General features: G+C 64.7%; 14 protein-coding genes. All 14 read left to right on the top strand.

Translation table 11 applies throughout. The annotated features are described in order from the left end of the window. Positions 1 to 142 precede the first annotated feature (142 nt). A complete protein-coding gene (locus ACFU4Z_RS00070) occupies positions 143 to 808 on the top strand; it encodes an L-threonylcarbamoyladenylate synthase (RefSeq protein WP_379058034.1) in 666 nt (221 codons plus the stop codon). Between the two features lie 47 nt (positions 809 to 855). Then, positions 856 to 2010, top strand: coding sequence for an MraY family glycosyltransferase (locus ACFU4Z_RS00065; RefSeq protein ID WP_379059270.1), 1155 nt, complete (start codon positions 856 to 858; stop codon positions 2008 to 2010). Between the two features lie 10 nt (positions 2011 to 2020). After that, positions 2021 to 2476, top strand: a complete 456-nt coding sequence (locus ACFU4Z_RS00060; RefSeq protein ID WP_379058031.1) for a hypothetical protein — start codon at positions 2021 to 2023, stop codon at positions 2474 to 2476. 252 nt (positions 2477 to 2728) lie between these two features. Then, entirely contained in the window at positions 2729 to 3577 is an 849-nt protein-coding gene (gene atpB, locus ACFU4Z_RS00055; RefSeq protein ID WP_379058029.1) for a F0F1 ATP synthase subunit A, read from the top strand. 70 nt (positions 3578 to 3647) lie between these two features. Beyond that, entirely contained in the window at positions 3648 to 3896 is a 249-nt protein-coding gene (locus ACFU4Z_RS00050; protein WP_364906576.1) for an ATP synthase F0 subunit C, read from the top strand. 7 nt (positions 3897 to 3903) lie between these two features. Next, complete coding sequence (locus ACFU4Z_RS00045; RefSeq protein WP_379058026.1) at positions 3904 to 4464, top strand: F0F1 ATP synthase subunit B; 561 nt, start codon at positions 3904 to 3906, stop codon at positions 4462 to 4464. A 19-nt stretch (positions 4465 to 4483) separates the two neighbouring features. Then, on the top strand, positions 4484 to 5293 hold the full coding sequence (locus tag ACFU4Z_RS00040) for a F0F1 ATP synthase subunit delta (RefSeq protein ID WP_379058023.1): 810 nt from the start codon (positions 4484 to 4486) through the stop codon (positions 5291 to 5293). A gap of 65 nt (positions 5294 to 5358) precedes the next feature. Beyond that, on the top strand, positions 5359 to 6996 hold the full coding sequence (gene atpA / locus ACFU4Z_RS00035; RefSeq protein ID WP_379058021.1) for a F0F1 ATP synthase subunit alpha: 1638 nt from the start codon (positions 5359 to 5361) through the stop codon (positions 6994 to 6996). Positions 6997 to 7058: 62 nt separating this feature from the next. Next, the gene (locus tag ACFU4Z_RS00030; RefSeq protein WP_379058019.1) at positions 7059 to 8030 is read left to right on the top strand and encodes a F0F1 ATP synthase subunit gamma; all 972 of its coding nucleotides are present in this window, start codon (positions 7059 to 7061) and stop codon (positions 8028 to 8030) included. 16 nt (positions 8031 to 8046) lie between these two features. After that, positions 8047 to 9489 (top strand): F0F1 ATP synthase subunit beta, encoded by a 1443-nt coding sequence (gene atpD / locus ACFU4Z_RS00025; protein ID WP_364906523.1) that lies wholly within the window; start codon positions 8047 to 8049, stop codon positions 9487 to 9489. A 6-nt stretch (positions 9490 to 9495) separates the two neighbouring features. Then, entirely contained in the window at positions 9496 to 9873 is a 378-nt protein-coding gene (locus tag ACFU4Z_RS00020; RefSeq protein ID WP_379058017.1) for a F0F1 ATP synthase subunit epsilon, read from the top strand. Between the two features lie 197 nt (positions 9874 to 10070). Then, positions 10071 to 10493 (top strand): DUF2550 domain-containing protein, encoded by a 423-nt coding sequence (locus tag ACFU4Z_RS00015; RefSeq protein WP_328409885.1) that lies wholly within the window; start codon positions 10071 to 10073, stop codon positions 10491 to 10493. A gap of 38 nt (positions 10494 to 10531) precedes the next feature. Beyond that, positions 10532 to 11116: a cob(I)yrinic acid a,c-diamide adenosyltransferase gene (locus ACFU4Z_RS00010; RefSeq protein WP_379058014.1), complete on the top strand. Its 585-nt coding sequence runs from the start codon at positions 10532 to 10534 to the stop codon at positions 11114 to 11116. Positions 11117 to 11291: 175 nt separating this feature from the next. After that, positions 11292 to 12551, top strand: a complete 1260-nt coding sequence (gene murA / locus ACFU4Z_RS00005) for a UDP-N-acetylglucosamine 1-carboxyvinyltransferase (protein WP_379058012.1) — start codon at positions 11292 to 11294, stop codon at positions 12549 to 12551. Positions 12552 to 12949: the final 398 nt, after the last annotated feature.

Raw genomic sequence — 12949 nt, 5'->3', positions numbered from 1 at the left:
TCTCCACACTCTCCCTCCCACCCCCCCCCACCCCCTCCGCGCTCTTCTCCCCCCCCCCCCCCCCCCCCCCCCCCCACCCGGGGGCCCGCCAACACGCAGCGCCGCAGGCGCTGCCAAAAAACACTGTGACAGGATGGGGGGCGTGAGTACCGTCTACGACTGCGCGGATCCCGACTCCCGCGCTGCCGGACTGACCGCAGCCACCAGTGCCCTGAAATCCGGGCGGTTGGTCGTGCTGCCCACCGATACGCTCTACGGCCTCGCCGTCGACGCGTTCGATTCGTCGGCGGTCGGTTCGCTGCTTGCGGCCAAGCGACGCGGCAGGGACATGCCGGTGCCGGTGCTGGTCGGATCGTGGCACACCATCGACGGCCTGGTCTTCTCGGTGCGCCCGCAGGCCCGCGAACTGATTCGTGCGTTCTGGCCCGGCGGACTGAGTCTCGTTGTGCAGCAAGCCCCTTCGCTGGCTTGGGATCTCGGCGACACCCGAGGAACCGTGATGCTGCGGATGCCGCTGCACCCGGTCGCGCTCGAGCTGCTGCGTGAGGTCGGCCCGCTGGCGGTGTCCAGTGCCAACGTTTCGGGACAGCCGCCTGCCAAGACCGCGGCCGAGGCGCGCGATCAGCTCGGCGATCTGGTCGGGGTCTACCTCGACGGCGGGCCGTCCGAGCATGCCGTCGCCTCCACCATCGTCGATCTCACCGCCGACCAGCCGCGCATTCTGCGCGAGGGCGCGGTGTCGGTCGCCGATATTGCCGAGGTGCTCGGAATGTCGCCGGAAGCCCTGACCGGCGCCGTGTCGCGGTGATCGGTGGACAGTCTGATCTCCTCGCCGATCAGATACTCGCTGACCCGATTTTCGGGTGGGGCTCGGTTGTTCCGCTGCGTGAGCTGCTGCTTGTCCTGCTCATATCCGCGACGGTGACATTCCTGGCCACCGGTGGAATTCGGGTGCTCGCTATCGCTTTCGGCGCGGTCGCCGTGCCGCGTGAACGTGATGTGCACGTCAAGCCCATTCCTCGAATGGGTGGTGTCGGCATGTACGTCGGCGTTGTCGCGGCCGTGCTGTTCGCCCACCAGCTGCCCGCGTTGCGCCGCGGTTTCGACTATGCGCCGGACATTCCCGCGGTGCTGGTCGCGGCCACGCTCATCGTGCTCGTCGGCATCGTCGACGACCGATGGGGTCTGGACGCGCTCACCAAATTCGCTGGCCAGGTCACCGCGGCGGGTGTGATGGCCGTGATGGGTCTGAGCTGGTACGTCATCTATGACCCCTTCAACGACACCACGGTGGTGCTCGATGCGCTGCAGAGCGGTCTTGTCACCGTGGCGATCACCGTCACCCTGATCAATGCGATGAATTTCGTCGACGGGCTGGACGGGCTCGCGGCCGGACTCGGATTGATCTGCGCGGGCGCGGTCTTCGTTTTCGCCGTCGGGCTGCTCTACGACCAGGGCGGTTCGGTCGACACCTATCCGCCCGCCCTGCTCGCCGCCGCGCTGGCAGGCGCCTGCCTCGGATTCCTGCCGCACAATTTTCAGCCTGCCCGAATATTCATGGGCGATTCCGGATCGATGCTGATCGGGCTGATGCTCGCCGCGGTGTCGACCGGTGCGTCCGGCCGAATTCCGCTGAACGGATACGGGCCGCGCGACATCGTCGGTCTGCTGTCGCCGCTGCTGCTGGTCGGTGCGGTGATGTTCATTCCGGTGCTCGATCTTTTGCTGGCGATTGTCCGTCGGGTACGTGCGGGTGTGAGTTTTTCGACTCCGGACAAAATGCACTTGCATCACCGGTTGCTGCAGATCGGACATTCCCACCGGCGCGTGGTTTTGCTCATCTATTTGTGGGTCGGTGTGCTCGCTTTCGGCGCCGTCGGCACCGCGCTGATGGACCGGCGGCTCGTGGTGCTGCTGATGGCAGGCGGACTGGTTTTCGCCCTCGTCGTCACCGCCATCCCGGGCCTGCGCCGCGGGGAGGCAGCGGGTGACCGGACGCCGCCCGGGTAAAGTTTTGGTCGTGAGCTTTACTCCGACACCTGTCCCCGGTCCCGAAGCGCCGCTCAAGGCGGCGCTGCGCTACGGCGCGATCGGGTTGATCGTGTTGGTCGTGCTCGCCGTGGCGATCGCCTCCGCGGCGGCTGGTATGCCCGGCCTCTGGGGTGCGCTGATCGGCGCGGCCATCGGCGGCGGTTTCATCCTCACCACGGCGGTCGTCGTGTTGCTCGGCGCGAAGCTGCCCGCGAGCACTGCGGGCCTGGTCATGCTGGTCAGCTGGGTCGGCAAGCTGCTGGTCGCGATGGTGGTTGTGGCGGTGCTGCAGAACTTCGACTTCTACAACCGGATGGCCCTGTTCCTGACCGTGGTGGGCGCTCTCGTCATCGTTCTCGGAGCGGAGACGTATGGCGTTCTGCGCCAGAAGGTTCCGTACGTGACGGTGCCCGATGCCGAGCCCGAACCGGGTACTGGTCAGTAATAAATCGCACCCACCTACACACTGTCGTAGATAACTTGGTAAAGTGTTGGTAAGCAAGCAACCAAGCGAGGGGGGATCACCCCGATCCCGCTGAGTGCCGCTATGCTTACTGCCGTGCCGGGCTCCGAGGGGTGTTCCGGTTCTGCATGTCGACGATGTCGCCGACACACGTACAGACGCCAGGTGGAATCCATCCCGCCGCACAGCTGCTGACGAAATTCGAGCCGACCTGAGTCGACTAATTGATCGTCAATGTCCGATCGAACCGTGGGTACGACCGAACCCACGGCCCGAACACGGGAGAGAACGCTGAGCGTCACCACTTTGGCGGGCGAGTTCCACGCGCCATCGCTGTCCGACTTCTTCCCTCCAGCTGTGCTGTTCGAGGGTACGCCGTTCGAACTCGACCGACTGATGCTGATCCGTCTGCTCATGACGGCAGTGCTCGCCATTGTGATGGTGCTGGCATTCCGGAGTCCCCGCATCGTCCCGCGCGGCCTGCAGAACGTCGCCGAAACCGGTTTGGTGTTCGTCAAGGAACAGATTTGCGACGAGGTTCTCGGTAAAGAATCCGGCCGCAAGTTTTTCCCGCTGATCGCGACGATCTTCTTCACGGTCCTCTTCCTGAACTTCTCCGGCATCATTCCGGGGCTGAACATCTCGTCGAACGCCCGAATCGGCATGCCGCTGGTGCTGGCCGCACTTGCTTACATCACGTTCAACTACGTGGGTATCAAGAAGTACGGCTTCCTCAAGTACATGCGCAGCAGCATCGTGGTTCCGAATGTTCCGCCCGCCTTGCACGTGTTGCTGATTCCGATCGAGTTCGTCTCGACTTTTATCCTTCGCCCGTTCACGCTGACGGTCCGACTCATGGCGAACATGCTGGCAGGTCACATCATGCTGGTGCTGTTCTTCAGCGCCACCTGGTTCTTCCTGTTCGACGCCACCTCATGGATGAAGGTGTTCTCGCCGTTCTCGCTGATCGCGGGACTCGGATTCACCCTTTTCGAGATTTTGGTCATCTTCCTGCAGGCCTACGTGTTTGCACTGCTGACCGCCGTCTACATCGGACTTGCGCAACACGCTGACTCGCACTGACCCGAACAACTACCGGATACCTGCTACACCCGCCGACCGGCGTGTGGGCAACAGAAAGGGAATGGAACTCATGAGCCTCGCGTACTTGGCCCAGGAAGCTGCAACCAACGAGTCGACGTTCAAGGGCTTCGGCGCCATCGGCTACGGTCTGGCCGCCATCGGCCCGGGCATCGGCGTGGGCATCGTCGTCGGTAAGGCGATCGAGGGCATCGCCCGTCAGCCCGAGCTGCAGGGCACGATCCGCACCAACATGTTCCTCGGTATCGCGTTCACCGAGGCGCTCGCGCTGATCGGCCTCGTCGCCGGCTTCATTTTCTGAGTTTGCGATGACCACGCTTTCTGTGCTCGCCGCGGAGAAGGGGGGAGATGTCAACCCCCTTATCCCCGAGACATACGACATCGTGTGGTCGGTGGTCTGCATCGCGATCATCGGCTTCATTTTCTACAAGTACGTAATTCCGCGCCTCATGAAGGTGCTGGACGAGCGTGCCGACAAGATCGAGGGTGGCATCCAGCGGGCCGAGGCCGCGCAGGAAGAGGCCCAGCTGACCCTGCAGCAGTATCAGCAGCAGCTGGCCGAGGCCAGGCTCGAGGCCGCGCGCATCCGTGAGGACGCACGCATACAGGGCCAGCAGATCCTCGCGCAGATGCGCACGGAAGCCCAGGCCGAAAGCGACCGCATCGTCGCGGCAGGCCACAGCCAGCTGGAAGCCCAGCGGCAGCAGATCCTCACCGAACTGCGTGCCGAGGTCGGACAGACGGCCGTCGATCTGGCGGAAAAGATTATCGGACAGTCGGTTTCGGACGAGGCCAAGCAAGCGGCTTCGATCGAGCGGTTCCTGTCCGAGCTCGACCAGTCGAATGCCGGCATCGGGGTCGGAAGGTAGCGACGCGAAAGTGAGAAGCATGTACGCAGCGAGCCGCGAGGCAAGCTCCCGGTCCCGGGAGGCGCTTCGGGCCGCTCTGACCGGAAGCGACAGTGTTGCGGCCACGACGGGGTCGGAACTGTTCGCCGTTGTCGCCGTGCTGGATGACCAGCGTTCGCTGCGTGTTGCGCTCGCGGACGTTTCGGTGCCCGGCGCGGTTCGCGCCGAGCTGAGCGAGCGGGTCTTCAGCGGCAAGGTCAGCGCTGCCACGCTGGCGGTGCTGACCACCGCGGTGGCCCAGAACTGGTCGCGCACTGCCGATTTGGTCGACACCCTGGTGTTGCTCGGGCAGGAAGCGCTGCTGGAGTCGGCTGCCGACAGCGGGCGGATCGACGCGGTCGAGGACGAACTGTTCCGACTCGGCCGGATCATCAGCGACAACCCCGAGTTGGAGCAGGCACTGTCGGACCACGCGAAGCCCGCTGAGGCCAAGCGCGAGCTGATCGGCGGTCTGCTCACGGGCAAAACCGACACCATCACCCAGACCCTGGCGGACCAGGTGGTCACCCGGTCGAAGACGGGCATCGGCGAAGCATTCGACGAGCTGTCCGATCTCGCGGCCGCGCGGCGCGAGCAGATCGTCGCGCATGTTCGCGCGGCGATCGCGCTGACCGACCGGCAGCGCGGCCACCTTGCGGCGTCGTTGCAGCGCATCTACGGCAAGCCGGTCACGGTGCACGTCCAGGTCGATCCGAGTCTGCTGACCGGTGTCGTCGTGCACATCGGCGACGACGTGATCGACGGCAGCGCCACCGGCCGACTGGAAAGGCTGCGTCGGGCCCTGGCTTGATGTCACAGCCTGACGACTCCTAATCCCCCCGACATTCGAGACCAGACAGCGAGAGCAGGAAGACTATGGCGGAGCTGACGATCTCCACCGATGAGATCCGTAGCGCGATCGAGAGCTACACCCAGAGCTACACCCCGGAAACCTCCATCGAAGAAGTCGGTGTTGTCACCGACACCGGCGACGGCATCGCCCACGTGAGCGGTCTGCCTTCGGCGATGGCCAACGAACTGCTCGAGTTCCCCGGTGGTGTGCTCGGCGTGGCGCTGAACCTCGAGGACCGCGCGATCGGTGCGGTTATCCTCGGCGAGTACGCCACCCTCGAAGAGGGTCAGGAAGTCCGTCGTACCGGCGACGTGCTCTCGGTTCCGGTGGGCGACAAGTTCCTCGGCCGCGTGGTCAACCCGCTCGGTCAGCCGATCGACGGCCTCGGCGAGATCGAAGCCGAAGAGCAGCGCGTGCTCGAGCTGCAGGCCGCGTCGGTGCTGCAGCGCCAGCCGGTCGAGGAGCCGATGGCCACCGGTATCACCGCCATCGACGCGCTCACCGCGATCGGCCGTGGCCAGCGTCAGCTGATCATCGGCGACCGCAAGACCGGCAAGACCGCGGTCTGCATCGACGCGATTCTGAACCAGAAGGCCAACTGGGAGTCGGGCGATCCGACCAAGCAGATGCGCTGCATCTACGTCGCGATCGGCCAGAAGGGCTCCACCATCGCGGGCGTCAAGACCGCGCTGGAGGCGCACGGTGCGATGGAGTACACCACCATCGTCGCGGCCCCCGCTTCGGACTCCGCCGGCTTCAAATGGCTTGCGCCCTACACCGGTTCGGCTCTGGGCCAGCACTGGATGTACCAGGGCAAGCACGTCCTGATCGTGTTCGACGACCTGAGCAAGCAGGCCGAGGCCTACCGCTCGATCTCGCTGCTGCTGCGCCGCCCGCCGGGCCGCGAGGCGTACCCGGGTGACGTCTTCTACCTGCACTCCCGTCTGCTGGAGCGTTGCGCGAAGCTGTCTGACGCGATGGGCGCGGGCTCGATGACCGGTCTGCCGATCATCGAGACCAAGGCCAACGACATCTCGGCCTTCATCCCGACCAACGTCATCTCCATCACCGACGGCCAGGTCTTCCTCGAGTCCGACCTGTTCAACAAGGGCGTCCGTCCGGCGATCAACGTCGGTACCTCGGTCTCCCGTGTCGGTGGCGCCGCCCAGACCAAGGGCATGAAGAAGGTCGCCGGTTCGCTGCGTCTGGAAATGGCGCAGTACCGCGAGCTGGAGGCGTTCTCCGCCTTCGCATCCGACCTGGACGCGGCCTCCCTCGCCCAGCTCGAGCGTGGCGCCCGCTGGGTGGAACTGCTCAAGCAGGACCAGTACTCGCCGGTCCCCGTCGAAGACCAGATCGTTTCGATCTTCCTGGTCGACGCCGGCTACTACGAGTCGGTCCCGGTTGCCGACATCCGCCGGTTCAACGCCGAGCTGATCGAAGAGCTGCACCGCACCGCACCCGAGGCGTTCGAGTCGATCTCGGGCGGCAAGGTGCTGCAGGGCGACGCGGCCGACGCGATCAAGGTGGCCACCGACAAGTTCAAGCAGGGCTTCCTCGCCTCCGACGGCAGTCGTGTGGTGAGCGAGGACGGAGCGGGCGAGCTCGAGTCCGAAGAGGTCGAGTCGCTCACCGTGACCCGCAAGCACGTCGAGAAGTAGCGCGGGCGAGCCATGCGTTACCGCCAATCCAATGCCGCGAATGAAGGGAGAGTGAACCGCTGATGGCAAACCTGCGTGAATTGCGCTCCCGCATTCGTGGTGTGAATTCGATCAAGAAGATCACCAAGGCCCAGGAGCTGATCGCGACCTCGCGCATCACCAAGGCTCAGGCCAGGGTTGCTGCGGCCAAGCCGTACGCGGAGGAGATCACCAAGGTTCTCGGTGAGCTCGCGAGTGCTTCCAAGAATCTCTCGCATCCACTGCTGACCGAGCGCACCAACCCGCGTCGCGCCGCTGTGCTGGTCATCACCAGTGACAGCGGTATGTGTGGTGGCTACAACTCGAACGTGCTCAAGCGCGCCGAGGAGCTCATGACCACGCTGCGCGGCGAGGGTAAAGAGCCGGTGGTGTACGTGATGGGCAACAAGGGCCTCATCTACTACACCTTCCGCAACCGTGCGCCACGTGCGTCGTGGACCGGGTTCTCCCAGCAGCCGAAGTACACCGATGCGTCGGCCGCGTGCCGGCACTTGGTGGACAGCTTCATGGCCGGCTCCGACGGCGAAGTTCCCGCTCCGAACGGCACCGGCAATATCGCCGGTGTCGACGAGCTGCACATCGTGTACACCCGGTTCGTCTCGATGCTGACGCAGACCCCGGAGGTGCGCCGGTTGGCGCCGATCCAGGTGAGCTACGTCGACGAGAACTTCGACATGGGCGAGGACAGCCTGTCCGATTCGGCCACCGCCGATGTGCACGCGCAGTACGAGTTCGAGCCCGACGCCGATGTGCTGCTGGCAGCCCTGCTGCCCAAGTACATCAACACGCGTATCTACTCATCGTTGCTCGAGGCAGCGGCATCCGAGTCCGCGGCTCGGCGCACCGCAATGAAGGCCGCCACCGATAACGCCAATGAGCTGTCGAATGTCCTTACCAGGCAGGCGAACTCGGCGCGGCAGGCCCAGATCACGCAGGAAATCAGTGAAATCGTGGGCGGCGTGAACGCGCTGGCTTCGAGCTCGGACCGCGACTAAGCGCAGGAAGAGAATAATGACCGCAGCAGTCACGCAAGAAAGCCGGACGGGCGCGACAACAGGCCGCGTCGTCCGTGTCATCGGCCCCGTCGTGGACGTCGAGTTCCCGCGGGGTTCCATCCCAGAGCTGTTCAACGCTCTGCACGCCGAGATCGCCCTGGCCTCGGTGGCCAAGACCCTGACCCTCGAGGTTGCCCAGCACCTCGGCGACAACATCGTGCGCACCATCTCGATGCAGCCGACCGACGGCCTGGTCCGTGGGGCGAAGGTCTCCGACACCGGCAAGCCGATCTCGGTGCCCGTCGGTGACGTCGTCAAGGGCCACGTGTTCAACGCCCTCGGCGATTGCCTCGACACCCCCGGCCTCGGCCGCGACGGTGAGCAGTGGGGCATCCACCGCAAGCCACCGTCATTCGATCAGCTCGAGGGCAAGACCGAAATCCTCGAGACCGGTGTGAAGGTCATCGACCTGCTGACCCCGTACGTGAAGGGCGGCAAGATCGGTCTGTTCGGTGGTGCCGGTGTCGGCAAGACCGTGCTGATCCAGGAGATGATCACCCGTATCGCGCGTGAGTTCTCCGGTACGTCGGTGTTCGCCGGCGTCGGTGAGCGCACCCGTGAGGGCACCGACCTGCACCTGGAAATGGAAGAGATGGGCGTCCTCCAGGACACCGCCCTCGTCTTCGGCCAGATGGACGAGCCGCCGGGCACCCGTATGCGCGTCGCTCTCTCGGCCCTCACCATGGCCGAGTACTTCCGCGACGTGCAGCACCAGGACGTGCTGCTGTTCATCGACAACATCTTCCGGTTCACCCAGGCTGGTTCCGAGGTGTCGACGCTGCTCGGCCGTATGCCCTCCGCCGTCGGTTACCAGCCCACGCTGGCCGACGAGATGGGTGAGCTGCAGGAGCGCATCACCTCGACCCGTGGTCGGTCGATCACCTCGCTGCAGGCCATCTACGTGCCCGCCGACGACTACACCGACCCGGCCCCGGCGACCACCTTCGCCCACCTCGATGCGACGACCGAGCTTTCCCGCCCGATCTCGCAGAAGGGCATCTACCCGGCCGTCGACCCGCTGACCTCGACCTCCCGCATCCTGGAGGCCTCGATCGTCGGTGCGGAACATTTCCGGGTCGCCAACGAGGTCAAGCGGATCCTGCAGAAGTACAAGGAACTGCAGGACATCATCGCCATCCTCGGCATGGACGAGCTCTCCGAAGAGGACAAGGTCCTCGTCGGCCGCGCCCGTCGCCTGGAGAAGTTCCTCGGCCAGAACTTCATCGTCGCCGAGAAGTTCACCGGCCAGCCGGGTTCGGTGGTGCCGCTGTCCGACACCATCGAGGCGTTCGACCGCGTCTGCAAGGGCGAGTTCGACCACTTCCCGGAGCAGGCGTTCAACAGCTGTGGTGGACTCGACGACGTCGAGGCCGCCGCGAAGAAGATCGCCGGAAAGTAGTCACCGATGGCGGAAATGTCAGTTGATCTCGTCGCGGTCGAGCGACTGCTCTGGTCCGGCCAGGCGTCGTTCGTCAGCGCGCAGACCACCGAGGGCCAGATCGGCATCATGCCGGGCCACGAGCCGCTGCTCGGCCAGCTGGTCGAGGGCGGCACCGTGACCATCGTCGACACCGATGGACAGCGCATCGTCGCTGCGGTGCACGGCGGTTTCTTCTCGGTGACCGCTAGCACGGTCCGGGTGCTCGCCGAGTCCGCGGAGTTCGCCGGTGAGGTCGACGTCGAGGCGGCCCGCCGGGTGCTGGCCGACTCGGACGCCACCGAGGAACAGCAGCGGGCGGCTCAGGCCCGAGTGCGCGCGGTCGAGCAGAACGCGAACGCGTAGTCACGCACCACCATTGCGCACGACGCTGTCGGCGGCGAAACTATTCGCCGCCGACAGCGTCGTTTCGGGGGTTGGTACGAGCTGCGGGGCAAAAGACATGGCCCCGCCATTTGTAAACTCGGGTCCGTGGTTGAATGACCGCGAGGTGTCGCCGAGACGGCGGCGGAGCGAAGGGACGAACGGCATTGCAGACCGGGATGGTTCTCCTGATCATTCTGGTGCTCATGCTCGTTTTCCTGGCGCTGGCTTCGACCTATCGTCTGATCATGCTGCGTCGTGGTGGCACGGCCGCGCTGCTGCGGGTGCTGCCCGCGCGCGGCGGCCAGGGCTGGCGGCACGGCCTGATCCGATACGACGAGGATCGGCTGGTTTTCTACAAGCTGTCCAGCCTCAAACTCGGCCCCGACTCCACTATTCGACGTCAGGGCATCGAGATCGGTGACCGTCGCGGCCCGCGCGGCGACGAGTTCGACATCATGACCGAAGAACTGTCGGTGACCGCGGTGTCCGATAGCGACGGCGCTTTCGAGCTCGCCCTGGACCGCGGTTCTCTCGCGGCCTTCCTTTCCTGGGTCGAATCCCGTCCGTCCGACCGCACCCGCAGGCTTCCAGGCCTCTGAACAGTCAGTCGTTCAGGTCCGACATCTAAGGTGGTCTTGTGAGCGTGCATCTGACGCGGATATACACGCGTACCGGGGACGACGGGAGCACTGGACTCAGTGACTTCTCCAGGGTCGCCAAGACCGATCCCCGACTGGTCGCCTACGCCGATTGCGACGAGACCAATGCTGCCATCGGCGTCGCCATCGCACTCGGAAGCCCGAAGCCGGAGCTGCATGCGGTGCTCCACCGGATTCAAAACGATCTGTTCGACGCGGGCGCGGACCTGTCGACCCCCGTCGTCGCGGAGCCCAAGTACCCGCCGCTGCGGATCACCCAGCCCTACATCGACCGGCTCGAAGGCTGGTGCGATGAATTCAATGCCGAACTGGCGCCGCTGAATTCGTTCATCCTGCCCGGCGGCACCCCGCTCGCGGCACTGTTGCACACCGCGCGCACCGTCGCGCGCCGCGCCGAGCGCTCCGCATGGGCCGCGGTGCAGGCACACCCGGACGACACGAACGTCCTGCCGGCAAAGTACTTGAATCGTCTATCGGATCTGCTGTTTATCCTGAGCCGGGTCGCCAATCCTGGCGGCGATGTGCTCTGGAAGCCGGGCGGAGACCAGGCGGGTGCATCATGATGGACGCGAACGCGGACACGATGGGCTCGACACGCAACGGCTGATTTCGTGACTACATGGGTAACTCGCCGGGTACGCCCGGAACTGAGCCAGGCACCTACCGCCGGCCCGAAACGCAACTATCGTGGCACTCAATAGTGCGCTGCATATCCGGAGAGGCGGACTGAGAGGCGGCATGGAGAGGTTTTTGGTTACCGGCGGGAATCGACTCGTCGGTGAGGTCGCGGTTGGGGGTGCCAAGAACAGTGTCCTCAAGCTGATGGCCGCTGCCCTGCTGGCCGAGGGTACGACCACCATTACGAACTGTCCGGACATCCTCGATGTGCCGTTGATGGCTGATGTGCTGCGCGGCCTCGGCTGCGACGTAACGATCGATGGCTCGGTCGTCGTCATCAACACGCCTGCGGAACCGAAGTACCACGCGGATTTTCCCGCGGTGACACAGTTCCGCGCGTCGGTGTGTGTGCTCGGGCCATTGATGGCGCGGTGCAAGCGGGCTGTTGTCGCGCTGCCCGGTGGGGACGCGATCGGTTCGCGTCCCCTGGATATGCACCAGGCGGGCCTGCGCCTGCTCGGGGCGACCAGCGAAATCGAACACGGTTGTGTGGTCGCGCGGGCGGATGAACTGCGGGGCGCGCGGATCAGGCTGGACTTTCCATCGGTGGGGGCGACCGAGAACATCCTCATGGCGGCCGTGCTCGCCGAAGGGGAGACGGTCATCGATAACGCCGCACGTGAACCGGACATCGTCGATCTGTGCAACATGCTGGTTCAGATGGGCGCCCGTATCAGTGGCGCGGGCACATCGGTGCTGACGATCGAGGGCGTCGAGCGCCTTTCGCCGACCACGCACCGTGTGATCGGCGATCGCATCGTCGCCGCCACCTGGGGGATCGCCGCCGCTATGACTATGGGCGACATCCGGGTGACCGGCGTCAACCCGAAGCATCTGTCCCTGGTGCTGGACAAGCTGCGTTCGGCGGGAGCGCGGATTTCGTTCGAACCGGACGGCTTCCGTGTCGTCCAGGCCGACCGGCCGCGTGCGGTCAACTTCTCCACACTGCCTTTTCCCGGGTTCCCGACCGATCTGCAGCCGATGGCCATCGGCCTCGCGGCGATCGCCGACGGTACCTCGATGATCACCGAGAACGTCTTCGAAGCGCGCTTCCGCTTTGTCGAGGAGATGATCCGGCTCGGAGCCGATGCGCGGACCGATGGACATCACGCTGTGGTGCGCGGGATTCCGCGGTTGTCCAGTGCGCCGGTGTGGTCGTCGGATATTCGAGCAGGCGCGGGCCTTGTGCTCGCAGGTCTGGTTGCGGATGGCGTCACCGAAGTGCATGACGTCTTCCATATCGACCGCGGCTACCCGAATTTCGTCGAGCAGCTGCAGGCATTGGGTGGTCAAGTGGAGCGGGTCGGCGCAGCTGATTGATCTTGTTCGCCTGGAATGGACGGACACAATGATCACGTGTCATCGAAAACCGTTCCTGACCAGGCGATTTGACATCGTGCACGCCGACACGTAACTTTATTCAAGTCAGAGCGACACGGACACCGACCCGGAGCCGAGAAGCACAGCGGAAACGCTGAGCGGAGGCGAGGGAAACGAGGTAGTACGAGGAGCGCCTGACGATCACACTAGCTCGATCGAGACCCTGGTTTGCACCGGAGTATGCGGCTGAGCTAAGCTTGAAAAGTTGCCTCACCGATCAATCAGAGTAAATCTGCGCGATGGTGTGTGCGTGTGTTCTTTGAGAACTCAATAGTGTGTCGATGAATGTCAGTGCCAATTATTTAATTGGTTCCGGCCTTACATACCCCCCGGTTGTA

It is taken from the genome of Nocardia sp. NPDC057440, assembly GCF_042802915.1.
Classification (GTDB): Bacteria; Actinomycetota; Actinomycetes; order Mycobacteriales; family Mycobacteriaceae; genus Nocardia.
This window is presented reverse-complemented; position numbering and strand designations above follow the sequence as displayed.